22 protein-coding genes are annotated in these 25,311 nt (G+C 49.4%); 14 read left to right on the top strand and 8 right to left on the bottom strand.

Annotation, left to right across the window (positions count from 1 at the left end; translation table 11 throughout):
- The first annotated feature begins 110 nt into the window (after nt 1–110).
- Nucleotides 111–3,065: a hybrid sensor histidine kinase/response regulator gene (locus MHUN_RS09355; RefSeq protein WP_011448777.1), complete on the top strand. Its 2,955-nt coding sequence runs from the start codon at nt 111–113 to the stop codon at nt 3,063–3,065.
- Between the two features lie 3 nt (nt 3,066–3,068).
- Here the strand turns inward: MHUN_RS09355 and trpA are convergent, their stop codons facing one another.
- Genes trpA through MHUN_RS09320 form a run of 7 tightly spaced genes read right to left on the bottom strand, consistent with a single transcriptional unit; the run spans nt 3,069 to nt 9,433 of the window.
- A complete protein-coding gene (gene trpA / locus MHUN_RS09350) occupies nt 3,069–3,848 on the bottom strand; it encodes a tryptophan synthase subunit alpha (protein WP_011448776.1) in 780 nt (259 codons plus the stop codon).
- Entirely contained in the window at nt 3,845–5,020 is a 1,176-nt protein-coding gene (gene trpB / locus MHUN_RS09345; protein WP_011448775.1) for a tryptophan synthase subunit beta, read from the bottom strand. The genes trpA and trpB overlap by 4 nt, the downstream gene beginning before the upstream one ends.
- Entirely contained in the window at nt 5,010–5,570 is a 561-nt protein-coding gene (locus tag MHUN_RS09340) for a phosphoribosylanthranilate isomerase (protein ID WP_338040859.1), read from the bottom strand. Before MHUN_RS09340 ends, trpB begins: the two co-directional genes overlap by 11 nt.
- An 11-nt stretch (nt 5,571–5,581) precedes the next feature.
- Nucleotides 5,582–6,340 carry an indole-3-glycerol-phosphate synthase gene (locus MHUN_RS09335; RefSeq protein WP_011448773.1) on the bottom strand — a complete coding sequence of 253 codons (759 nt, stop codon included), beginning with the start codon at nt 6,338–6,340 and terminating at the stop codon, nt 5,582–5,584.
- Nucleotides 6,337–7,341, bottom strand: coding sequence for an anthranilate phosphoribosyltransferase (gene trpD / locus MHUN_RS09330; protein WP_011448772.1), 1,005 nt, complete (start codon nt 7,339–7,341; stop codon nt 6,337–6,339). Before trpD ends, MHUN_RS09335 begins: the two co-directional genes overlap by 4 nt.
- Nucleotides 7,341–7,919 (bottom strand): anthranilate synthase component II, encoded by a 579-nt coding sequence (locus tag MHUN_RS09325; protein ID WP_011448771.1) that lies wholly within the window; start codon nt 7,917–7,919, stop codon nt 7,341–7,343. The genes trpD and MHUN_RS09325 overlap by 1 nt, the downstream gene beginning before the upstream one ends.
- Nucleotides 7,916–9,433, bottom strand: coding sequence for an anthranilate synthase component I family protein (locus MHUN_RS09320; protein WP_011448770.1), 1,518 nt, complete (start codon nt 9,431–9,433; stop codon nt 7,916–7,918). The genes MHUN_RS09325 and MHUN_RS09320 overlap by 4 nt, the downstream gene beginning before the upstream one ends.
- Nucleotides 9,434–9,829: 396 nt before the next feature.
- Between MHUN_RS09320 and MHUN_RS09315 the strand changes: the two genes are divergently transcribed.
- The 5 genes from MHUN_RS09315 to MHUN_RS19000 all read left to right on the top strand — a co-directional run bounded on the left by MHUN_RS09315 (nt 9,830) and on the right by MHUN_RS19000 (nt 17,114).
- Nucleotides 9,830–10,969 carry a glycosyltransferase family 4 protein gene (locus MHUN_RS09315; protein WP_011448769.1) on the top strand — a complete coding sequence of 380 codons (1,140 nt, stop codon included), beginning with the start codon at nt 9,830–9,832 and terminating at the stop codon, nt 10,967–10,969.
- A gap of 66 nt (nt 10,970–11,035) precedes the next feature.
- Entirely contained in the window at nt 11,036–12,451 is a 1,416-nt protein-coding gene (locus tag MHUN_RS09310; protein WP_011448768.1) for an aldehyde dehydrogenase family protein, read from the top strand.
- A 5-nt stretch (nt 12,452–12,456) separates the two neighbouring features.
- Nucleotides 12,457–13,308, top strand: coding sequence for a deoxyribonuclease IV (locus MHUN_RS09305; protein ID WP_048067950.1), 852 nt, complete (start codon nt 12,457–12,459; stop codon nt 13,306–13,308).
- A 185-nt stretch (nt 13,309–13,493) separates the two neighbouring features.
- Nucleotides 13,494–15,707 carry a NosD domain-containing protein gene (locus tag MHUN_RS09300; RefSeq protein ID WP_048067414.1) on the top strand — a complete coding sequence of 738 codons (2,214 nt, stop codon included), beginning with the start codon at nt 13,494–13,496 and terminating at the stop codon, nt 15,705–15,707.
- A gap of 129 nt (nt 15,708–15,836) precedes the next feature.
- Nucleotides 15,837–17,114 (top strand): diadenylate cyclase, encoded by a 1,278-nt coding sequence (locus MHUN_RS19000; RefSeq protein WP_158498202.1) that lies wholly within the window; start codon nt 15,837–15,839, stop codon nt 17,112–17,114.
- Between the two features lie 2 nt (nt 17,115–17,116).
- On the opposite strand, the gene MHUN_RS09290 is transcribed toward MHUN_RS19000, so the two are convergent.
- Nucleotides 17,117–17,674, bottom strand: a complete 558-nt coding sequence (locus MHUN_RS09290) for a LemA family protein (RefSeq protein WP_011448764.1) — start codon at nt 17,672–17,674, stop codon at nt 17,117–17,119.
- 143 nt (nt 17,675–17,817) lie between these two features.
- On the opposite strand from MHUN_RS09290, the gene MHUN_RS09285 reads away from it, so the two are divergent.
- From MHUN_RS09285 to MHUN_RS09245, 8 genes are all read left to right on the top strand, one after another.
- A complete protein-coding gene (locus MHUN_RS09285; protein WP_011448763.1) occupies nt 17,818–18,738 on the top strand; it encodes an AEC family transporter in 921 nt (306 codons plus the stop codon).
- Between the two features lie 46 nt (nt 18,739–18,784).
- Complete coding sequence (locus tag MHUN_RS09280; protein ID WP_011448762.1) at nt 18,785–19,894, top strand: DUF362 domain-containing protein; 1,110 nt, start codon at nt 18,785–18,787, stop codon at nt 19,892–19,894.
- 296 nt (nt 19,895–20,190) lie between these two features.
- The gene (locus tag MHUN_RS09270; protein WP_011448761.1) at nt 20,191–20,505 is read left to right on the top strand and encodes a hypothetical protein; all 315 of its coding nucleotides are present in this window, start codon (nt 20,191–20,193) and stop codon (nt 20,503–20,505) included.
- A gap of 1 nt (nt 20,506) precedes the next feature.
- Nucleotides 20,507–22,486: a V-type ATP synthase subunit I gene (locus tag MHUN_RS09265; protein ID WP_011448760.1), complete on the top strand. Its 1,980-nt coding sequence runs from the start codon at nt 20,507–20,509 to the stop codon at nt 22,484–22,486.
- The gene (locus MHUN_RS09260) at nt 22,483–23,208 is read left to right on the top strand and encodes an ATP synthase subunit K (RefSeq protein ID WP_048067412.1); all 726 of its coding nucleotides are present in this window, start codon (nt 22,483–22,485) and stop codon (nt 23,206–23,208) included. The genes MHUN_RS09265 and MHUN_RS09260 overlap by 4 nt, the downstream gene beginning before the upstream one ends.
- Nucleotides 23,209–23,219: 11 nt before the next feature.
- On the top strand, nt 23,220–23,822 hold the full coding sequence (locus tag MHUN_RS09255) for a V-type ATP synthase subunit E (protein WP_011448758.1): 603 nt from the start codon (nt 23,220–23,222) through the stop codon (nt 23,820–23,822).
- Nucleotides 23,822–25,015 (top strand): V-type ATPase subunit, encoded by a 1,194-nt coding sequence (locus MHUN_RS09250; RefSeq protein ID WP_011448757.1) that lies wholly within the window; start codon nt 23,822–23,824, stop codon nt 25,013–25,015. The genes MHUN_RS09255 and MHUN_RS09250 overlap by 1 nt, the downstream gene beginning before the upstream one ends.
- Complete coding sequence (locus MHUN_RS09245) at nt 25,012–25,284, top strand: V-type ATP synthase subunit F (RefSeq protein WP_011448756.1); 273 nt, start codon at nt 25,012–25,014, stop codon at nt 25,282–25,284. Before MHUN_RS09250 ends, MHUN_RS09245 begins: the two co-directional genes overlap by 4 nt.
- Nucleotides 25,285–25,311 lie beyond the last annotated feature (27 nt).

Below are 25,311 nucleotides of genomic sequence, written 5' to 3'. Positions count from 1 at the left end.
ATACATCTCTGATCTTTAAGAAGTTCATTATCACCTGCCGGTGTGCATCGATGTCCGCACCTTGATATGAACCGGTGTCCTACAGTTGTATCAGGTAGATTGCAGAGCCGATGATATCAGTCCTGTACGTTGATGATGATGAATCCTTCTGCGGGTTTTTCAAGTTATACCTGGAGAGGATGGACGGTTTTACCGTCACCACCGTACGGTCAGGGTTTAAAGCACTTGATATGATCCTGTCCGGCTCGTTCGACATCGTCGTCTCTGATTATCATATGCCCGGAATGTCCGGAATGGATCTTTTAAGGGCGTACCGTAAAAAAGGGGTGAACGTTCCCTTTATTCTCTTTACCGGCAAGGGGAGGGAAGAGGTCGTCATTGAGGCGATTAACGAGGGCGCAACTTTTTATCTGCAAAAAGGGGGTGATCCACCCTCTCTCTTTGCCGAACTTGCCCATAAGATACGTCAGGCTGTTCATGCACAAGATGCACAAAAAGCTCTGTTAGAGAACGAGGAGAAGTTCAGGAGATTATTTGAAACTGCGTTTGACGGGATTCTTCTGCTTTCCGACTTTACCATCGTTGACTGTAATAATCAGGCAGCAGCACTGTTCAATGCTGGCAAGAGCGAAATGATCGGGTCTGATTTTACCAGGCTGGCACCTGAGCTTCAGCCTGAAGGAAGCAGGACCAAAGATAAGGCAGGGGCTTTGTTGCAGACTGCTTTTCAGGAAGATGGCGCCTTTGTCACGTGGAAGTTTCGCCGGTTTGACGGTTCGGTATTTGATGCCGAGATGAGTGTCAGCAAACTGGAATTAGGGGAGTCCATCTATTACCAGGCAATTATCCGGGATATTACCGAACGTATCCAGGCTGAAAATGAGCTTGAACAGCGGAATATCGATCTCAGTGCGGCATATGAGGAGCTTATCGCATCAGGAGAAGAACTTAAGTTTCGTCTGGAAGAGCTCCGTCAATCCCAGGAGATGCTTCAGGAGAGTAAAAAAAAGTACAAGGATCTTGCCGATCTCCTCCCTGAAGGGATCTTTGAGTGCTCTCTGAATGGAAATATCACCTATGTCAACCATCAGGCGTATACTCTCTTTGGATTTGATGCTGACCAGCCCCTGGATGATAAAAATGTACTGGATTTTATCATTCCAGACGATCGACAACGGGCGGTTCAGATCATCCGAGATGTCAGTGGAGGTGCTCCTTCCAAGCCGCATGAGTATATGGCAATCAGGTCTGATGGTTCAACATTTCCAGTAATCATCCATTCCACAGCCGTGATTGTGAACGGGACGGTGACCGGGCTTCGTGGCGTCATTATTGATATCTCTGAGAGAAAAAAGGCTGAAGACGAGATCAGGGAATCAAAACAACAACTTGCTGATGTTATTGACTTTTTCCCTGATGCAACGGTGGTAATCAACAAACACGGGGAGGTGATATTCTGGAACCGTGCAATGGCAGCTCTGACCGGGATAGCGGCAGAGGAGATGCTCGGAAAAGGGAATTATGCATATTCAGTCCCGTTCTATGGTGAGAGAAGGCCGATTCTGGTCGATCTTGCATTAGAGCCGGATGATGTAACCCGGAAGAAATACGTACATTTCCATCGTGAGGGGGATATTATCATCGGGGAGTCGTACATGAACAGAGCTGGGAAAGAAGGGATGTACCTGTGGGGGGTAGCTTCTCCGCTTCGAAATTCTGATGGTGAGATCGTTGGTGCGATAGAATGCATCAGGGATATAACCACCAGAAAAAAGGCAGAAGAGGCCCTGAAAAAGTCCCGCGAGGAGCTTGAGATCCTGGTGACCGAGCGAACCAGTGAACTGATGCAGGTCAACCAGGCTCTTCGTGAGAGTGAAGAACGGTACAGGACGTTGGTTGAACTATCCCCTGATCCTATCTTTGTGCATGACGGAAAACAGATCCTCTATGCAAATCCTGCCGGTATCACGTTACTTGGTGCAGAAAAGGAAGAGGAGGTGCTCGGTCAGGACCCCCTTGCATATGTCCACCCTGATTACATTCCTCTTGTCAATACCCGAATATCTTCTTCATTGTCAGGAATGGGGTTAAATCCCCCTCAGGAGGAATGTTTTATCAGTCATACCGGGGAGGTTGTGCAGGTTGAGGTCTCGACCATGGCCATCACATATCGTGGAGAGCCTGCCATTCTGGTGATTGCGAGGGATATCAGGGAACGGAAAAAGGCAGAAGCCCAGCTCAGGGAGTATGCCCGGGTTCTGGAAGATAAAAACCATGAACTGGACTTTTTAGCCAACCGGCTGATCGGTATGAACCGGGAACTAGATGATCGTGTCAGGGAGCGGACCTTTGAAGTAAACCGGCTTCTGAAACAGAAAGATGATTTTATCAACCAGCTTGGACATGACCTGAAGACGCCCCTGACTCCTCTGATCGCTCTGCTCCCAACCCTTCTTCATGAAGAGCATGATAGTGAGAAACGTGAACTTTATGGTGTCCTTCTAAGGTCTGTATATTCTATCAGGGAACAGACCGAGAAGATCCTCACCCTGGCACGACTCAGTCGGCATGAAGGGGTGGTTGAATTTGAGATGATCCGTCCGGCCAGCCTTATCAATCAGGCCGTAGAGAAACACTGGCTCTTTATCGAGCAGAAAAACCTCACTGTGGAAGTGCTGGTCCCTGATGATCTCACCATGAGTTTTTCGAACCGGGATGCTTCATCGGTATTTGAAAACCTGCTCAGTAATGCCATTAAATATACCCGGAACAATGGCAGGATACGTATCTATTCCCAGGTGGATGATCAGGCGGTAATCATCACCTTTGAGGATACCGGTATTGGTCTGACAAAGGAAGAGGCCCTTCATGTATTTGATGAATTTTACATGGCCGACCGGTCCAGGCATGACCGTCAGTCATCAGGCCTTGGTCTTTCTATCGTAAAACGGGTGATGGAGTGTTATGGAGGAAAAGTCTGGGTAGAGAGTGAGGGGAAGGATACCGGTTCACGGTTTATGATCTGTCTCCCGCTCACCCATGATGGATGTTGTAGTCTCCCCTGACTATTATTTGAGTGATTGTACAAATGCTGTAATCCGGGGGATCAGCGTATCTGGTTTGACAAGACTATCCTCGATTTCTCTGACCAGGGCCGAACCCACGATGACCGCATCAGCTCCTGCATCAGTCCATTCCCTGACCTGTTCCCGGTCAGATATGCCAAATCCGGGGGCTATTGGGATGTCTGTCCTGTTTTTAAGATCGGCAAGCAGTTTTTGCGCAACCGGGTCGGTCTTCTGCCTCATACCGGTGACACCAAGAGCCGCTACCAGGTAGATAAATCCGCTCTTGACGGTGAGGATTTTTGAAAGCCGTTCAGGTGAGGTGGTCGTGCTGACCATCATGACCGGCGCTACCCCTGCGGTTTCTGCTGCGGTAATATAGGGGCCTGCCTCCTCGTATGGGAGGTCTGCAACAACCACGGCATCGATACCGGCATCAGCTGCATCCTGATAGAATGTATTGATATCCCGCTGCAGGATCAGGTTCGTGTAAGTCAGGACGACAAGAGGGATATCAGAACTCTTCCGGACTTCTCTGACCAGGTCAAAGAACCGGTCGGTATTCATCCCAGATGCAAGTGCCCGCTGGTCTGCCTGCTGAATGACCGGGCCGTCGGCAACGGGGTCTGAGAACGGAAGCCCAAGTTCGATGATATCCGCTCCACCATTCTCAAGAGCCTTGATAATCTCAAGACTGGTTTCAAAGTCCGGATCTCCTGCGACGGTGAAGGTCATAAGAAGGCTTTTCGTCCTGGTTTCAAATGCCTCTTTCAGACGGTTCATTGCTTGCCCTCCATGTACCTTCGAACGGTTTCAACATCCTTGTCTCCCCGTCCGGAGAGGTTGATTACAATGATGGTATCTTCTGAGAGATCCGGTGCCAGTTTTCGTGCAAATGCAACGGCATGTGAGGACTCCAGTGCCGGAACAATCCCCTCCGTCCGACAGAGGTACAGGAAGGCCTCAAGTGCTTCGGTGTCGGTAATTGCCGTGTATGTAATCCTGCCTGAATCCTTATGCATCGCATGTTCAGGCCCGACACCAGGGTAGTCAAGCCCGGCTGATATGGAGTGTGACTCAATTATCTGGCCGAATGCATCCTGTAGAAGGTAGGAATAGTTCCCGTGGAGCACACCCGGTCTTCCTCCGCAGAGTGAAGCGCCATGTTTCCGGTCAAGCCCCTCTCCGCCTGCCTCAACCCCGTACATCCTGACTGCCTTATCTTCGATGAACGGATGAAAGATCCCGATGGCATTGGATCCTCCCCCGATACAGGCGATGATGACATCAGGAAGCCTTCCTTCTGCTGCCAGAATCTGCTTTTTTGTCTCATCACCGATGACCCGTTGCAGGTCTCTGACCAGAGTAGGGTAGGGGTGTGGTCCGGCGACCGTTCCTATGAGATAATGGGTGTCAAGAACGCGGGCAACCCAGTCCCGGAGTGCTTCATTCATGGCGTCCTTGAGTGTCCGGGTCCCGCATGTGACCGGGATGACCCGTGCTCCCATCATATTCATCCTGGCAACATTGAGGGCCTGGCGGGCAATGTCCACTTCACCCATGAACACGTCAACCTCAAGGCCAAGGACCGCTCCGGCGATGGCGGTTGCAACTCCGTGCTGTCCTGCACCGGTCTCTGCAATAAGCCGTTTTTTACCCATATATTTTGCGAGTAGTGCCTGACCCAGGGCATTGTTCATCTTATGGGCCCCTGAATGGAGGAGATCCTCGCGCTTCAGGTACACCCTGCATCCGAGATCCCGTGACATGTTGTTACAGAAGGTCAGGGGGGTTTCCCGTCCGGCGTAGGTTGTCAGGTACTTGCTGAGTTCTTTTTGAAAGGCCGATCCCGGGAAGATCTTCAGGAATGCATCTTCCAGTTCTTCCAGGGCTCCCATGAGGGTTTCAGGGACAAAGCATCCGCCGTACTCCCCAAGTCGGGTATTAAGCTGCATGGTATGCCTCCCGGGCGTTTTTCACAAATGCCATGATCTTGCGTGCATCCTTTATGCCAGGTGATGATTCAACACCTGATGCAACATCAACGGCATATGGTCGTAATCGTACTGCTTCTTTCACATTGTCCGGGTTTAATCCCCCGGCAAGTATGACTGGAATTTTAGACATGGATATGATTGATTGTGCGTAATCGTGATCGTAGAGGGCACCTTTTCCCATACTTGCGTCGACAATCACGGCATCGGCATCTTTGGGTATTGGATCACCCGGCTGTATGACTCGTATAACCTGGTACGGGCGGTTCGTGGGGAGGGTATGCGGATGGGATATCTGAATGGCCGTCGGTTGAAGGGTAAGCATCTGTGCCAGGTCCTGAACTGAGCTGGTATGCGATACACAGACCCTTCCCATGTATGGTCCGGCAGCCTTGAATATCTCTGCAGCCCTTTGAAGAGATACCTCACGGGGTGAATCTGAGAAGAGGACAACCCCGATTGCATCAGCTCCGGCCTTATCTGCAAGATGTGCATCTTCAGGTCTGGTAATTCCACAGATCTTTATGCGTATACCAATCCCTCCACTCTTTTTCCTGGATTTTTTGAGGACATAATACTTGATCCGATAAGAAACCCGTCTGCGTAATGACTCATAAACCTGATATCACAGGGCCAGATCATCCCGCTCAGAGATACAACGGTTCTGCCTGCCTGATGAATCAGGGGAGCAATTCGCTTTGTGGTGGACAGGTCGGTTTTGAATGTCCGAAGGTCGCGGTTATTTATCCCGATGAGTTCTGCGTCGGTATCGACTGCCATTCGTGCCTCCTGTCTGGTATGTACTTCAAGCAGAGGTTCAAGACCGCGTTTTTTTGTTGCTTCGACAAAGTGCCCGGTCTCTTCTCCAAGAACCCCGGCGATCAGAAGGACAGCATCCGCTCCAAGAGCCCTGGTTTCGTCCAGTTGCTGCTCATCCACGATGAAGTCCTTTCTGAGGATTGGAACCGTTACCTTGTCCCTGATGGCCGGGATGGTTGCTGAACACCCGGAAAAGTATTCAGGTTCAGTCAGGACCGAAAGAGCACAGCAACCTCCATGCACCAGTTCAGTTGCAACATCTTCGGGCTTTGTCTCTCTTCTGATGATCCCCCGTGAAGGTGACGCAAACTTGAGTTCAGCAATAACCGGATGTGCATGAGTTCTCCGTTTCTGAATGATTGCATCTTTCAGACTGATGGGGGTATGAGAGGGTGTCTGAAAGAAGCCGGGGAGCTCAGATGCCCGCCGGTGGGCTGATGCGACGATATCATCAAGGATCATGTTGTTCTCCTGAGTGCCATAACCAGCCGGTATGCCTGTCCTGAATCGACCACTTCCCTGGCAATTCTGTACCCATCATAGATGCAGGTGGCTTTTTCTCCAAGGTAAATCGCTGCTGCTGCATTCAGGAGGACAATATCCCGGCAGGGCCCTTTTCTTCCTGAGAAGATGTCCATGATGATCTCTGCATTCTCTGCAGGGCTTCCTCCTGCGATGGTTTCCCGCGATACCCGTCTAATTCCGAACTCTTCAGGTGTCAGGGTATACCTGCAGATGGTTCCCCCTGATAATTCATAAACCTCGGTCTCACCGGTGATGGTAATCTCGTCGGTGCCGTCTCCATGAACCACCATGGCGTGGGATACCCCAAGGTTTGCCAGTGCCCCGGTTATGGAGGGGATGTGCCGAGTATCTCCCACACCGATCAGTCGTGCCGAAGCTCCGGCAGGGTTGAGCAGCGGACCGAGGATGTTAAAGACCGAGAAGAATCCGATCTCCCGTCGTGCTGAAGCAACTCTCCCGATAGCAGGATGATACCCAGGGGCAAACAGGAATGCGATGTTATGTGATGAGACCGAAGCTGCAGCCTCCTCAGGGGTGAGGGTGATGGGAATTCCAAGGGCTTCGAGTACATCTGCCGATCCTGATCTGCTTGACACTCCCCTATTCCCATGCTTGACGACTCTGACACCTGCCGCTGCTGCAACGAGGGCTGCGGCGGTACTGATGTTAAAGGTATGAGCCCCGTCTCCGCCGGTTCCGCAGGTATCGACGAAGGTTCCGGAGGTATCTGTTTTTAATTGAACAGCCCGGTCCCTGAGCACATGAGCAAAGGCGGTTATCTCATGAGCGGTCACCCCCTTCATCGAAAGAGCGGTCAGTATAGAGCCAATCTGTGCATCAGTTACCTTTCCGTCTGCAATCGAGGTCATCAGGTCCCGGGCCTCATCAGGTGCCAGATCCTGCATACTGACAACTTTCCTGATAGTATCCTGAATCATCAGCATTCACCTCCGTACCTGAGGAAATTCTTCATGATGGTGCGGCCTGCCGGAGTCATCACACTCTCCGGATGAAACTGCAGGCCATATACCGGATGGTTCCGGTGGGCAACTGCCATGATTGTCTGGTCATCCTGTGTTGTTGCAGTCACTTTCAGGACAGAGGGAAGGGTTTTTGGTTCGGCCGTGAGAGAATGGTATCTGGCAGCAGGAAAAGAATCCGGAACGCCGTTAAATATTCCTTCTCCGGTGGTATGGATCTCACTGGTCATCCCGTGAACCGGCCGCTCCATCTGCCTGATGACACCTCCCAGCGTGTCAATAATGGTCTGGTGTCCAAGACATACGCCGAGTATGGGAACCATTCCCATGTATGTTTGTATGACCTCTCTGCACACCCCGGAATCCTTCGGTGTTCCGGGTCCGGGCGAGAGAATAATCCGGTCTGGATCTGCCTTTTGTATGGTTTCTAACGGTTTATTACAGGTGATCGGTACCGGTTCAGCACCAAGGGATCCGACCAGCTGGTAGAGATTGTAGGTAAAACTGTCAAAACAGTCAATGATAACGACCTTCATGGTAATCTTCCTGCGGTGAATATTGCCTGTGCCATTGCTCCTGCCTTTGCCTGGGTCTCATCAAATTCTTTGGACGGGACCGAATCTGCAACGATTCCTGCACCAGCCTGACAAGTGGCAATGTTATTTTTTACGATTACTGTTCTGATTGCGATGGCAAATTCCATCAGTCCGTCAAATCCAAGATAACCGACTGCCCCTGAATAAATTCCCCGGGGGGTAGGTTCCAGGTCCTGGATAATCTGCATGGCACGGATCTTTGGTGCTCCGCTCACGGTCCCTGCCGGAAAGCATGCCTCCAGTACATCAACCGGCCCTTTCTCTGCCTGAAGTTCTCCGGTGACTACGGAGGTGATATGCTGGACATGGGAAAATTTGTCAATGGACATAAAATCAGGGACCTTTACGGTTCCAAACTCAGATACCCTGCCGATGTCATTGCGTGCAAGATCCACAAGCATCAGGTGCTCGGCCCGTTCTTTGGGGTCGGCCAGGAGTTCTTCTGCAAGTTGTGCATCCTCAGTTTCTGTCTTTCCCCTCGGCCTGGTTCCGGCAATCGGGACCGTCATAACCGTCCTGCCTTTAGTCTTTACCAGCATCTCAGGGCTGGATCCGATGATGGCTTCATCACCAAAATTGAAATAATACAGGTATGGTGAGGGATTTATCGTCCTGAGTACCTGGTAAATCCGATATGGATCAGCAGAATATGGAAGTGAAAATCTTCGTGAGAGGACGATCTGAAAGATATCTCCTGCCCGTATGTGCTGCAGGGCCTGTTCCACGGCATGTTCGTATAGATCCCTGTCATGATCCGGAAGATGCACCTTCTCATACATGACTGTGGGGATTGGTGCTCTTTTTTTGAGGTTTGCAATCTCCTGCTCTAATGTGTGCACTCTTCTGACGGCATCATCGTATTTTTCCTGATAATTGTCCCCTTTCTGAATAAAAGTCCCTGCAATAAGCAGACAGGAGTGGGCAACATGATCAAAGATGATGAGATCCCCCGGAATCATGAGTCTGATAACCGGGCCCTCCTCCTGTCCTGCCTGTACCATCCCTCCGGTGATGTCCCGAACCAGATCATACCGGCAGTATCCTGCCATACCACCAGAAAATGTGCCTGCATCTGGTGTATATGCAGATAATTCTCTCTGGATTATCCGGAGCACATCAGTCGGGGATGTTATCTCCTGATCCTGGAGCAGATTTTGAAATACTTCTCCCTCCTTGCCGGATATTATGCATGAATCAGAAACTGCCAGTGTTGCGAGTGGCTTTACTCCGATGATTGATCTGACTGCACGTTTTGGAACACCTTCCATTGACTCAAGTAAAAAACCCTGTTCCTGTGACAGGGTAGCATATATCTCTGCAGGATTCACAGATGGTTCCGGTATTGGAAGAAAAACCGGAATATAGGTCGTTTGTAGTGCGGATTTGGCGATCTTCTCATACAATTGAAATGGGAAAATCCCCATGGACTGACCTGCCTTCATGGCAGTATCCATTCCACCGGCATCACCTTTTGGAATACCTGGCTTATCATGATCATATATGTAAGATAATGTACATATATATACATTGTTGTCTCTATTACACAAATGGAAAATACATGTGATATATTTTATAGTATCATATATTATGAAAAGTCTTGAAAACCGTGTGAGGCGCTCTAAAGTGAGATCCAGACAAGATCTGATAATTTTGTCTTTTTAATGTACGGCAAATAAGTACATATATATGTTATCACGTCGTATTGGATTCTGTTCTGCCCTCATGAGGGGGCAGTGGACAAGATGGCAAAGTAAGACCTTCCAGAAACAGAGTAAAACACACAACTGACATCGAATATTCCGCAAAAATGGTAGATATCTCTACCGGATGATATATCAGGGAGCATATACGTGGAACGAAAAAAGATTGCATTCTTCTGTTGGGAGTCGTTGTACTCCGAGCGAGTGGGTGGACTTGCGAACGCGGCAACATATTTAGCTCAGGAGCTGGCGAAAAGAAACGAAGTTCATTATTTTACCAGAGGGGATTGCGATTTTTCCTTCAACGGTGTGCATTACCATGGGGTCAGACCGGAAGGGGGAAATATCGTTGAATACTGCCGGAACATGAGTCATGCCATGGTGAACCGGTTCAGGGAGTATGATGGGACTCCTTTTGATATCCTTCACTTTCATGACTGGCATGTAACTGAAGCATTACACCTTCTGCAGGACAGAAATACCATCTTCACGTACCATTCAACCGAATATGGACGAAATGGCAATCAGCACGGAAGCTGGTGGGAATACCATGAGATATGCGGGAAAGAGTGGTATGCAGGCCTGATTGCCCGTCAGGTCACCACCGTCAGCAATGTTCTCCGTGAGGAGGTTATGAACCTGTATCAGGTTCCTGACTGGAAGATCCGTGTCTTTCCAAACGGAGTTATTCCTGAACAGTTTGATGTAGACCTTGATCAGGGATCATTAAAAGCCGAGATGGGAATTCACCCCTATGCACCGACCATCCTCTTCATCGGACGGATGGCATACCAGAAAGGCCCGGACCTTCTCCTTGATGCCCTTCCGATGGTAAAGGAAGAATACTGGGGACTGCAGGTGATCATGGCCGGAGACGGAGGCATGCGTCCGTGGCTGGAACAGGTTGCATATGATCGGGGTCTTCCTGTCCGGTTCCCGGGGTATATCACCGATGCCGAGTATGTCCGGCTCCTTAACGCGGCTGACCTTGTCGTCATACCAAGCAGGAATGAACCGTTCGGGATAGTACTCCCCGAGGCATGGAGTGCAGGACGACCGGTGGTGGCGTGTGATGTCGGCGGGCTACATGAGAATATCGAGTCATATCGGGATGGCATAAAAGTTCCTGTCTCAGCTGACCGGTTAGCAGAAGGTATATGCCAGGCCCTTGAAGATACAAATCGTCTCTCTAAGTTTGGCAGAACCGGACGATCCAAGGTGTACCGGCAGTTCAGATGGGAAGGAATTGCGCAGAAACTTGACCGTATGTATGGGACAGTCTGCAGCTGACCTTGATCTCCTCTCTTTTTACACCTGACCATTGAGATTTTTATTCATGCATCATAATCTCTGAGCATGACATCAAAGCAGGCTCCTATGAATCAGGAATCATATGAGGTCTATAATCCTGCTGATGGGAGTCTTGTCGGCAGCGTTCCTGCGGGAACACCTGATGATGTGAATAATGCGGTCAGTACCGCATGGGAAGCCTTCCGGTCCTGGTCTCAAACCGATCCCCTTGACCGGTCAAAACTCCTCTTTTCAGCAGCTCAGCTTGTACGGGCTGATCAAAAGGATCTTGCCCGCCTGCTTACCCGGGAGCAGGGTAAACCACTTCGTGAATCCATGAATGAAGTAGCAGGATTTGCCCGGGTGCTGGAGTATTATGCTTCAATCTCCGGCACTCTGAAGGGTGACTATGGGCTGAGCAAAACGTATGGGCACATGATGGTTGTGCGGCAGCCCCTTGGTGTCTGTGCGGCCATCATACCCTGGAATATGCCGGTCCTCATCATGGGTTGGAAGATTGGGCCGGTGCTTGCCACCGGAAATACGATGATCGTAAAGCCTTCAACGACCGCCCCCCTGACCTGTAAAGCCTTGGCAGGATGTCTGTATCGTGTTGGCGTTCCTGAATCAGTTCTCCAGCTGGTCACCGGATCGGGGGAGGTGGTAGGAGAGGCACTTGCCCGTCATCCGGATATCAAATCGCTCTCATTCACCGGTGCTGTTCCGACTGGCATTCAGGTTGCAGAGCATGCAGCAAAAACCTTAAAAAAGACTATTCTTGAACTTGGCGGGAGTGATGCCATGATCGTCTGCAAGGATGCAGACCTTGAAGCGGCAGCGAAAGGAGCAGTGTCAGGCAGGTTCTTTAACTGTGGCCAGACCTGCACTGCAATAAAAAGGGTATTTGTTGATACCAGCATCTATGCACCCTTTGTCCGGCGGGTCAGGGAACTGGCCGATGCACTTCAGGTTGGAAACGGGCTTTTAGCTGGTGTGGATATGGGACCGGTTCATTCCAAAAGACAACGGGATACAGTCCATTCCCTGGTGCAGGAGACCGTGGATAACCGGCTGGGTACCGTACTGTCCGGTGGGAAGATACCTGATTCTGACCCCTATGCAATGGGGAGCTTTTATCTTCCGACCATCCTCACTGATGTCGATCCTGATGCTCCGGTCATGCGTGAAGAAGTATTTGGTCCCGTTCTTCCAATATCAGAATTTGACTCCATATCCGACGCAATTGAGCGTGCGAACGCAACACGGTTTGGTCTTGGTGCATCAGTCTGGACTCATGACATGAGAACGATATCCCGGGCGACCCAGGAGCTTGATGCCGGCATTGTATGGGTGAACCAGCATCTGAGAATACCTCCTGAAGTACCTTTTGGAGGTGTGAAGTCATCAGGTCTTGGGCGGGAAAACGGGCGGTATGCTCTCTTCCACTACCTGGAAGAGAAGACCATTCTCATTCATCCATGAGTACCATGACACTACGTCAGGTCGGAGTTCATGTATCCATAGCCGGGTCATTCGTACATGCCTTTGACCGGGCCAGAGAACGGGGATGCGACTGCTTTCAGATTTTTACCAAAAACCCACGGGGTTGGAAGGCGAAACCAATCGAAAAACCGGATTCTGATGCCTTTATCCACGAAAGTGAACAGTTCAGACCAGGGACAGTATATGCCCATATCTCCTATCTCCCTAATCTTGCCGGAGACAATTCTGCAATGTATGAGAAGTCGGTCGATGCATTGAGGATGGAACTTGACCGGTGTCAGGCCCTGCATATTCCTTATCTTATCACTCATCTGGGACATGCCGGAGATGACCGTGCGCACGGGAGGGCACGGGTTGTTCAGGCAATTGATACCGCACTTGAAGGCAGAGAACCGGGGACCATGCTCCTTCTTGAAAACACCGCAGGAGAGAAGCATTCGGTGGGAAGCACGATTGAGGATATCGGCGATGTCTTTGGACGGTGTGAAGAGCAGAATCGGATTGGTATATGTTTTGATACCTGTCATGCCTTTGCAGCAGGGTATGATCTCCGGACCCCGGAGTTGGTTGGCCAGGTGGCTGATCAGATTCAGGATACTATCGGTCTCACATCGCTCCATGTGATTCATCTTAATGATGCAAAGGGAGATCTTGGGAGCGGGCTTGATCGGCATGAACACATCGGCATGGGTACCCTTGGTGTACCTGGTATCCGTTCAGTCCTCATGCATCCGGGATTTCGTAATATCCCCTGTATCTGCGAAACACCGGTTGATGATCGGCGCGGTGATGCAGATAATATCCGGGTCGTCAGGGAACTCATGCGAATGAGATAATGGAAAATAACTATGAATCGCAGAGATTGCAGGGAAAATATTCAATACTCCTGATAAAATCTCCGTGTCTTCTCTTTTCAGTTTCAGGGATTAATAATTGATACCGTGTGTAAATCTCTGAAAAATCTGACTTCTTATCCGAGAACCTTATAGGATCCTTTTCATAAACAACAAATACAAGAATCTTGGGATTTCCCGTATATCAGATACTGGTGATCCGAAAGATGGGGAAGGTGTATGTGATGTCAGGAAAACCATTCCGATATCTGGGATATCTTATCCTGGTAATTTTAGTTGCGTTCAGTGTATCAGGTACAGCACAGCCGATAACTGCTCCTGCCGTTATCACATCACCTGGGATGTACGAGCTGACTGCAGATGCACGGGGAATTACTGATATGTATGGGATCAGGATCGAATCATCTGATGTGGTGCTTGATGGCCAGGGTCATTTTCTGGGCGGAGACCAGCGGGACAAATCGGTCGGTATTTACGTGAACAAGTTCGGCGGTTCTATCACCAATGTCACAATAAAAAACCTGAAACTTGAGGACTGGAACAATGGTGTAAGTTACCAGTATGTAAAGGGAAAAGAGGGTGATACCAATGTGATCTCAAACCTGGATATCATCGACTGCCCGACTGGTATTCATATCGAGTATTCAGATTTCATTGGTATAACCGACAACCTGATCCGGGACTGTTCAAAGGCAATTAATATTGAACAGACCTCCAGCAAAGTTACCGTGACGAAAAATACCCTGAAAAACAACGGGGTTGGCGTCATCGTCATGAAGACCGCAGATGTCACATTGCATGATAATACAATCAACACCTGTGATGTCTATGGCGTTCAGGTCACAGACTCATCAGGATTTACCCTCACCAAAAACGGCATCAGCGACAATAAATATGCAGCACTTCAGATTGAAAGCACCACAGACTCTGTTATCACCGATAATAACTTTTCAAAGACTGCAACCGGTCCGGTGGTAGTCATTGGGAACGGGGTCACGGGTGCGAAGATATACAACAACTACTTTGGAAGTGTGAATAATATCTCCGTGGATGAGATCAGCAGCGATATTGTCTGGAATGTCACCCTCGAAGAAGGCGTGAATATCCTGGGAGGTCCGTATAAAGGTGGTAATTATTGGGGATCTGCACCAGGCCTTGATGGGTTTTCTGATACGGTTCCTGATGAGGACGGGTATGGAATCGGTGACAAACCATATGAGATCAATGCTTATAATATCGATTATCTCCCCCTGACAAATACCGATAAAAATTATCCTGCCCCAACTCCTGAGCCAACCCCTGAACCAGTTGAAGCGGTTTCATCAGAATTTGAACATAATATTCCTGCAGATACAAACACAACCTCTGAAGAAGAACCGGTTGCCAATCAATCGAGTGAGGGACTGTCGGTAGAAGAAAGAGAACCGTCTGAACCGGTCAAAACGAATGAGACCGCCAATGAGGTGGTGAATGAGACGATCAATGCCACGACCAAATCCCCTTCAGCCACACCTGCAATCTCTGTCCAGAATGAGTATCAGGATGAAGAGTCTGCCTTTTCAGCCCTGGGTTCAGAGGTCGTCAGGGTGAAGGATGAGAACGGGACGGTTATCGCAGAAAATATTTCAGCAAATGAGACCCCGGTGACGGCTCCGGCAGTAAAAAATGGTTACCTTCTCTTTACCGGGCTAAACCCCGGGAATCAGGTTGTTCTCACCACCAGCACTCATCAGGAGGTCGTACTTGACGCAGTGATGACATCAAGTCTCTCGGTTCCGGTTCCCGCAAATATTCCCTTATATACCTCCTGGAAGGTTATGGCGATGAATGCGACCGCTGCCCAAGGGTCCATTGATCGGTATCCTGCTGCTGATGAAACCGTGGTTATTGCCGTAACACTGAGAGAACTTTCACCCTCACTTTCATCGAATAATTCATCAATGGCGGTGCTTTCAGTCAGTGATCCTGCCATCCTGACTATTCCTGATAGTACCTCCCCGCTACCGACACCTGATTCCAGTCAGTCGGTTGATATTGCCAATAATTCCACACCATATGAGGTTGTACCGCCCGTGCTCACTTATCTTCCTGAAATGCGGTCAGGGAATGAAACCGGGATTGCATCCATAGTCATTGAAAATGGTGCCGGAGAAAAGGTGCCCGGGCACACGGTTACTGCATATGCCGGCCCCGGTGGCGCAATCTTTCCGGAAGGAACTGTTGAAGTGATGGCCGGCGGAGATATTACCTTTGTGCTGACTCCCTATGAGGGACACCAGATCGAGTATCTCCTCATAGACGGTTCCAATGTTGACCCTTCATCTGAATACCAGTTTGTGAATGTAACAAGGGATCATACCATCATTGCAGGATTTAGCTAGATCCTCTCTTCTCATCAGACTCTCATTTTTCTTTTATATACAGATTGAAGAGTAAATAATTTAATAAACCCCAAAATGATACGTCCTTCCGGTTACATCTTTATCAGTAATCAGCACCTTAGTACTACTATGAACGCCATCTCCTGGTACCGGTACCTGATGGTGTTTATTTTAGTTCTGACAGCAGTATCATATATTACCCCCTGTTTTGCTGAAACATCGGTAACCGGAACTGATATCATCACTCCAGTGGTTACGGCACCTGTTCCATTGGATGAAATGACAACCAAAGCGACCATCGCTCCGATTCATACCAAGGAGCCGGCGGTAAAGCCCCCGGTTGAAAACCCAAAGCCTGGAGTGAGCCCGACCCTTCCCCCTCCGGTGCAAAGTCCGACCATGAGACCGGCCCCGAGTACAGGGACCGCCACACCAACCCCATCACCAGTCAGTACCATGACCGGAAATAATGAGACGGCAGAGACATATTTCCAATGGGGACGGGCATATGAGGATGTCGGGAACTGTCAGGCTGCACTGGTTGAGTTTGAAAAAGCGATTGCCCGCGATCCGTATTATGCCGATGCCTGGTACCACCGTGCGATCTGTTATGAAAGACAGGGGATGTATGATGAGGCATACGACTCATATCGGTTCCTGCTGACCATAGAGCCAGGGTTTTTCTCTGATAATAAAAATGTAACAAAACCTCTGACCTCGAATATCAGTCCTGGAGAGTTTCCAAAGCCCCCTGGTGAAGAGTCGGTGATGAACGGGCCGTTCTTCTGGATCCTGATCGGGACCGGAGTAGGCGGGCTTATTATCAGTGGTCTTGTTCTCTATCATATTCGTCGGCGTCCTGCTCCAGATGGAACGGTTGTCCTGACCAGGCAATCCACAGGGCCTGTTACCAACGAGGAGCTAAGCGCGATCGCCGACCAGATTGCAGAGTACTATGACGGGGATAAGGAGATCTGCATGCAGGTCATCAAACTTGCAATAGAGATTGCCCGGGAGGGACGAGAAGGAAAACCGGTAGGCACCGCCTTTGTCCTTGGTGATAGTGATGCTGTCCTCGAACGGTCCAGGCAACTTATCCTGAACCCCCTCGCCGGTCATTCCTCAACAGATCGGAAGATTACCAATCCGGACATGCGGGAGAACATCAAGGAACTTGCCCTTCTTGATGGTGCCTTTGTCATCAGGGAGGACGGGACGGTTGAAGCAGCCGGCCGGTATATCTCTATTGATACCAGTAATGTCCAGCTCTCAAAAGGATTTGGAACCCGTCATGTTTCAGTTGCCGCAATTACGCAGGAGACAAAAGCGATCGGTATTGTCGTCTCTGAAAGTGGCGGGCAGGTCAGGATTATGGCAGAGGGCCGGATAATCCTTGAGACCAGATAAAATTAGAAGGATATCTCAGGTCTTTTAGCAATCTCTTCCTCAAACTCCAGGTACTGAAGCTTGGAAAGACCTGAAAACCGTGCGACCAGGTTTGAAGGGATGGTATCCACCATGGTGTTAAACTGCTCGGCGATGTTATTGCAGGTATATCGCTGGCGGGCAATCTCATCTTCAACACTTTTCACAGCGCCCATCAGATCAGAAACGGTTGCCTGGGTTTTTAAATCCGGATAATTTTCCATAACAGCAAACAGTCTTCCCAGAATCGTCCGTGATTCTGCTTCAAGTGCTGCGATATCACCAGCTCCAGCAGATCCGACTGATGCCCGCATTGCAGTAACCCGCTCAAATGTCTCCTTTTCAAAAGCGGCATAGCTCTTCACCGCCCCCAGAAGCTGGTCAATCATATCAAGCCGCTTTTTAAGGGCAACCTTGATCTGACCAAGGGTCGCTTCATATGAATTTTTGAGTGCATAAAACCGGTTATACAGAGATACAAACCAGACAACAAGTGCTATCAGGATAAGAATCAGAACACCGGGTAGAATAAATTCCATCATGAATATTCCTAAAACCTATTGCATCAGGACTGATTAATAAATCTTCTTTACGAATCTGGTCTGATGTCCAGACCCTCCTTGTAGAAAAGGGAAGATTGATACCTGACCATTTTCTGATTTATCAGAACAACAAGGTACTGGGAATGGACTTTCTTCCGGTTGCAACAAGCATATTCACCCTTTTTATTCTGATAGGGGTAGGATTTCTCGCGTTTCGCATGGGATATATTACCCGGAGCGGAGCATCAGGACTCTCTTCTCTTCTTGTAAATGTAGCCATACCCTGCCTTATCCTGGAGAGTATGCAGGTCCCCCTCTCGAGCGGCCTCGTATACTCGATGGAAGTCATAGCTCTCATTGAGGTCGTCGTTTACCTCGTCTCATTCATCAGTGCCATTGTCATCCCCTGGTGCCTGACAGGGTCAGTCTTTGAGACCGGAGTCCTGCGGTTCATGCTCATCTTCTCAAATCTGGGGTTTATGGGGTACCCGGTGGCTTATGCAATGTTTGGGGAGGAGTCTGTTTTTTATGTCACTCTTATCAACCTCCCGTTCGGATTTCTGGTATTTACTCTGGGAGTATTTCTTCTGCGTCCGGATCTTGCACGGAATCCTGATCTGAAACGGATTTTAACCCCAGGTCTTATTGCTTCAGTCCTTGGTTTGTGCCTTCTCGGGACCGGTACCACCATCCCCTCTCCCCTGAATGAATCTGTTTCACTCCTTGGGTCCATCACAACACCTCTGGCGATGATCGTCATCGGAACGTTTCTGGCGCCTCTTCCCTTCTTCTCCATGGTATCCGATATCCGGGTATGGATAATATCCGCCGCACGGTTGATTCTGATTCCGGTGATTGTGTTCCTGATAACATCTCCCTTTGTAACAGATCCGCTCCTTCTGGGCATCCCCGTCCTCCTTGCTGCCATGCCTGTTGCTGCGAATACGGTGCTGTTGTCAGAAGAGTACGGGGTGAATGCCGAACTTGCATCAAAAGGAGTATTTATTTCTACTTTACTTTCCCTGGTTACAATACCGCTGATTGGGATCTATCTTCTTCCCTGACTTTTCCTGTATGTTCTTATGGTTGCAGGTAGATGTTCAGGGAAGCATGTCCACCAGTACAGTCTATCTTGCACGTATGCGGATACGAAATCCTGATCAGAACAATGGGGTCAAGATACGGGACCTTTGCACAGCAGCAGGCCTTTCTGATATTATAACCGAAGGAGACCTGACTGCAGTTAAGCTCCATTTTGGTGAGCTTGGGAATGATACGTTCATAAAGCCGGTTTTTGTCAGGTCTATTGTGGATAGTATCCGGGAGATATCTGGAAAACCATTTCTGACCGATACCAATACGATGTACATCGGTTCCCGGCATAATGCGGCAGATCATCTGTCTACAGCGATTCGTCACGGGTTTGCCTATGCTGTTGTTGACTGTCCGGTCATTATCGCAGACGGGCTGAAAGGGAACAATTACCGTGAGGTTGCAATAAACGGGAAACATTTCAAAACCGTAAAGATTGCGCAGGATATTAGTGATTCAGATGCCATGGTTGTCCTCTCCCATGTTAAGGGCCATGCTCTTGCCGGATTTGGGGGTGCCATAAAAAATGTGGCCATGGGATGTGCACCACCAATCGGAAAGCGTGATCAGCATCAGGGGATGCAGGCGGAGATCAACGAGTCCCGCTGTGTCGGGTGCGGGTATTGTGTGACGCAATGCCCTTTTGATGCCATTCATATGGGAAAAAAAGCAACCGTTGATAAATCTGTCTGCTACGGGTGTTCTGCCTGTCTTCAGGTCTGTCCGGAACAGGCGATATTATTCCACTGGGAGCGGGATGTCCCACGGTTCCTAGAGCGGATGGCAGAATATGCCCTGGGAGCCGTTTCTACCCTTAAAAATAAGGTCCTCTATATAAGTTTCCTGATGAATATCACCCCTGATTGTGACTGTGTTCCCTGGAGTGATGCACCGATAGTGCCTGACATCGGATTTCTGGCATCAACTGATCCGGTCGCAATTGATGCCGCAGCGCTTGACCTTATTAATAAGGAACGGGGACTCCCCTCTTCCTCACTTCATTGTCATCATGAACCAGGTGAGAACAAGTTTACCGGTGTGTGGGACTATGTCGATGGAGGATATATTCTTGAGTATGCTGAAAAGATCGGCCTTGGGTCACGATCGTATACCCTTGTGGAACGGTGAGGCGACAGAGGAAAGGATGTATTCCATTTTGTAAATATAACTGTACATGCAGTTTCAAAAACCTGTAAAAATTGCTAAACATGTATTGTATTGCCTGGAAGGAGCAGCATTTACCATACATCTCGTCATACCGATGGTTCTGCTGGTACTATTTCTCTCCCTGTATCATGGTATGTGGATGAGTTGATCCTGTCTGTTCAGATCTTCTTTTCCCTTTTTATTTCTGATATTTCTCAACCAGTGATTACATGGATGACAACAGATAAATGAGGTGAAGATAGACTAGAAAGATAGAAATGGCAATCCCTGAAATAGATCAGATAAAACGCAGTGAAGAAGAGGCTGCTGCTCTGATCGAAGCCGCACGACACAGAAGGATGCTGGCAATTGAGGAAGCGAAACGGGAGGGGGAAGGTCTCGTTCTGATGCGGCTTTCAGATGCTGAAAAAAGATTGCGTGAAGAGAGGGAGCGGGCAGAAAGCCAGGTTGCCCGGGAGCATGCCCGTCTTATGGATGAGGTGCATCATGAGGCCGGACAGATCAGGGCCTATGCAGAAAGACAGAAAAATACGGCTGTTTCAACCCTGATCCGACTCATAACCGGGGAGTAATATGTTTTATCCGGCCAGAATGAACAGTGTTGTTATCGGTATTCATAACCGGTGGCTCATGGATGTTACTTCTGCGTTACATGAGCAGGGTGAGCTTGAAGTCCTAGATCTGAAAAAGGGAACGGGCACTGAGATCCCCCAGACATCATTTGAGATCCCCCGCGGAGATATTGAGAGGATTATTTCGCTTCAGTTCAGATATGACAGGATTTTGGAGATCCTTGAGCCCTACGAGGTCAGACCGGAGGGGGTTTTATCGCTGCTCTTTCCCAAAGACTCTCAGCCGCTCCCGGTCAGATATGATACACCTGGAGATGTCTTTCAGGCTGCACATGAGATGCTCGATCAGGCCGAACCGGTTCTTACAACATATGAGGCTTTAAAACAAAACCGTGAGTTGCAGCAGGTAACACGGGAAAGGATAGAGAACTTAAACCGGCTTGCTGTCCCAGGTTGTTCGCTCTCCTACCTGGCACCTGCTCCGTATACATTTCTGGTAGCAGGGTGGATTCTCCAGGAATCTCTCCCTCTTCTTGAGGCATGGTTCAGAGAATCAGGAACTGATGAGATCTATCATCACACGATACAAAACGGGCAGGAAATAATCGTTTTGTGCATTGGGACCCTGGCAATGAGACCGCGTCTTGAAGAACTGGCTCATCATGCATGGTTCTTCCGTATCACGCTTCCTGATTCATATACCGGTATGCCAGGTGAGATGATTCGTACCGAACAGAACCGGCTGGAAGAGTATATGAGAGAGGAAGAGAGCCTGACTGCTCATCTCATCTCCATGGCTGAGTCCCATCTCACCCCTCTTCGGGTAATACGGGAAGAACTTTCGATCTGGCGTGACCGTTATGAGGTATCCCGGAACTTTGGCTCAAGCAGGGATGTAATATACCTGCATGGGTGGATTCGGGAAAAAGATCAGGCTCGCCTGCACGACGTCCTTAGAAAAGTCACGGGTGATGAGTTTTTCCTCTTCTCAAAACCTGCAGATCCTGAGGATGATGTTCCGGTCCGGTATGATAACCCGGGATGGCTTGCACCATTTGAGATCCTCACCACCACATTCTCGAGGCCCCGGTATAATGAGATTGATCCAACGCCCTTTTTTGCCCCTGCATACCTGCTCTTTTTTGGACTGATGCTGGGTGATGCCGGATACGGTATCATCATAGCCCTTGTTGGGTGGCTGCTCTACCGGGGACCGGGCAGACATGATGTGGCATTTCGTGACATGAGTTATATTCTCATCTGGTGTGGTGTTGCTGATATCCTTCTTGGGACACTGCAGGGAGGCTGGTTTGGGGATCTTCTCCCCCGGTTTTTCAATGTAACGCCGCCGTTTGTTCTTATCGAGCCATTGAATCAGCCGATACTACTGTTCCAGATAGCACTGATTATCGGCACTATTCACATCAATCTGGGAATTTTCCTTGGATTGTGGCAGAATGTTCGTGACCGGATGTACCGGACAGCCATTATGGACCATGGTATCTGGTTCGTTATTCAACCGGCAGCGGTGGTTCTGCTGATCGATTTCTTTGGATGGATGACCTTCTCTCCCCTGGTTACGCATTTCGCAATTCTTGGCACGGTGATTGGTCTGCTGGTTCTGTTTTTCCGGAATGGTCCGATGGGATTTTTCAGTCTTACCGGTTTTTTGGGAGACTGGCTTTCTTATGTCAGAATCCTGGCTCTTGCTCTTGCAACCGGAGGAATTGCCATGACAATTAACATACTGTCTGAAATGATTGCATCTGTTCATCCGTTGATGATAATACCTGCAATACTCTTCTGTATTGCCGGCCAGCTCTTTAACCTGGCCATCCAGACTCTTGGAAGTGTAATCCATGCCCTGCGACTGCATTATATTGAATTCTTTGGAAAATTCTATTCCGGTGGCGGAAAAGAGTTTGTACCGTTTCATGAGCACCGTGTGTATACAAGCGGTACACGAGAGGAGGTAATATGACAATAGGGACCGGAGCGGTTTTAATGGCTATCGGGGCCGGAATAGCAGTGGGATGTTCTGCTATTGGGTCTGGTATCGGAGTGGGTATTGTGGGTTCAGCAGCGTCAGGGGTGATATCAGAACGGTCTGAAAAATTTGGTATGGCTCTCGTGTTTACTGCAATTCCCCAGACCCAGGCGATATATGGCCTTCTTATTGCAATTCTTATCCTTCAGGCGGGTGGTTTTCTGGGCGGGACTGCCGCTGACATCCCTACTCCTGCAGGACTTGTGGCGGTTGCAGCAGGTCTTGCCGTCGGTCTGGCCGGTTTTTCAGCAATTGGTCAGGGCATCGCTGCATCATCAGGTGTTGCTAATACCGCTGAAAAACCAGAGATGTTTGGGAAAGGTGTTGTATTTTCTGCAGTCTGTGAGACCCAGGCAATTTATGGGCTTCTTATCGCCGTTCTCATGCTTGCCCTTACCGGGATATTATCATCAGACTTCTCTGTTGAGATGCCGGTTGCAATCGGGCTTGTAGGGGCAGGTCTTGCGGTCGGCCTGGCCGGTTTTTCAGCCATCGGTCAGGGGATTACCTGTTCAAGCGGGATTGCTGCAACGGCACGAAACCCGGGTGCGATTGGGAGATCGCTTGTGTTCGCTGCAATGTCAGAGACGTTTGCCATCTTTGGTCTGCTGGTTGCCATTCTGATCCTCTTTGGCCTCGGCCTCTTTAGCGGATAAACGGTCGGCATATGTCTGTTGAAACCATTATCAACCGGATACGGGAGGAAGCTGAGGCAGAAATCCGGACAATCAGGGCCGAAGAAGCCTGTGATGTGGGTGCAATCAGAGCCCAGGCCGAACAAAAAGCAGAAAATGCCTATAATCACCGGATAGCAGAGGGCCAGCGTGAGATCAGACAGCTTATCGCTAGTCAGGAGTCGAGGACCAGGATAGAAGCGAAACGAAAGGTCAGAGAGGTCAGGGAGGAGATGCTCAGGCAGTGTTTTGATGAGGTGTCTTCGTATCTGAAGACGATACGCACAAGACCTGAATATCCTTCATTTTTAGAGGCCATGATTACCGAATCTGCAAAAAACCTTGGCCCGTCTGATATTGCTGTAAAAGTTCATCCGGATGATCGGAGGCTTGCAGCAGATAGTATCTCCAGGATAAACCAGGAAGGATTCTCGCTCATTCTCTCTGAAGAGCCGATTATTACCAGTGGCGGGGTCATCTGTGAGCGGATCTCTGACCGGGTGGTGATTGACAATACTGTAGAGGTCAGGTTTGTACGCCTGGAACGTGAGATGATCGTCGCAGCATCACGTATCCTCTTTCATGGTGAACGTTGATGGATATCCCTGATTTGAACACCCTTCTGGATGCAGGCTCCCCGTATTTTACCCACCTGTCAGGAGCAGTTTTTATCGTCATCCTGGTTCTGCTCTTTCTGACTCTTCTCAGTACCGCCGGATATTTTCCGGTTCTGTTGTCGATAACATCGTATACGCCGATAGTAGCACGGCTGAAGGCGAAAGGAGTTCCTTTCATTGAACCTGAACAGCTTCGGGAACTCATGCAGAGTGGTTCGGTTCAGGACTGTATGAGCAGGTTGAAGAGTTATGGTTATCTGATCGACGTACCGATAGAATGCACACCTGATCAGGCAGAAGAAGAACTGCTCCTTGCATGGTATGAGGAGGTAACATTGCTCCGTTCGCAGGCTCCCCGGGATGCATGGCTCTTTTTTGATGCCGTTCTCTTCTTTCAGGAGATTGCAAAAGTCAAACGGATCATCCGGCTGATCCACATGGGCCGGGCAGGGGCGATTGCAGCAACTCCGGGACTCTGGCCGGAAGGATGCTCACCGGATCTTGCAGCAAAGCTTGGGAACGTTCGGTCCATGAGTGAAGGCGTTCGTTTGTTGCAGGAGACCAGGTACGGTGAACCTCTCCTTTCATCTCTAGCTCTTTACGAGAAAGAGAAGTCCGTATTTTACCTGGATCATGCCCTTGACTGTATGGGTTTTTCAGAACTGAAAAGCCAGATGTCGATGGTCCAGACATATCTGGCCTCCCCGTACCGTGATTTTATAGCAGTTCTGATTGATATCCAGAATATCCGGGCTCTCATCAGGGTTAAACACTCCGGGTGGAATCCTGATGCAATCCCGCCCTGTCTGGTTGACGGCGGTCAGGAACTTCCCATGTGGAGGCTGGTTCAGATGAATGAGATGATGAGTGTTCCGGATCTTCTCCGGCAACTCTCAGGGACCGGATATGATCCCGTCCTCTCCCCCGTGCTTAGAACCTATCCCTCTACGGATACGATGCTCCGGATGGATATGGCTCTTGATCAGTACCTTCTCGATACCATATCCAGGCTGGGGCTTACCTATTACCATATCGGAGGTCCGCTGCTCTGGTACTTGGTGGCAAAAGAATTTGAATTACGCAATATCCGCATCATTTTATCAGGGTTGTATGATGGGTTTTCTGCTGACAAAATCACCCCGATGCTCATCACCGTCCCGGAGGAGACATGAAAGTAGCCCTGCTTGCATCCCGGCGTATGGTGATGGGATTTCTTCTTGGCGGTGTGCATAGAGGATATGTTTGTGAGGATGCAGAAGCGTCACGGGCTCATCTGGATGCATGCCTGAAGGATTCAGATATTGGAATCATTCTGGTGACCAGAACCGTTGCCTCCATGATTCCGGACAGAATACATGACATAAAGAGTTCATCAGATCTGATTCCGGTTATCTCGGTAATACCGGATGTGCCAGAACCCGGACCGTTCTGCACCGGGTAAGATCTGATGGTCGGAAAAACAATGGAA

The organism is Methanospirillum hungatei JF-1, from assembly GCF_000013445.1.
Lineage (GTDB): Archaea > Halobacteriota > Methanomicrobia > Methanomicrobiales > Methanospirillaceae > Methanospirillum > Methanospirillum hungatei.
The sequence above is the reverse complement of the archived record's forward strand: the minus strand, read 5'-3'. Positions and strand labels throughout refer to the sequence as shown.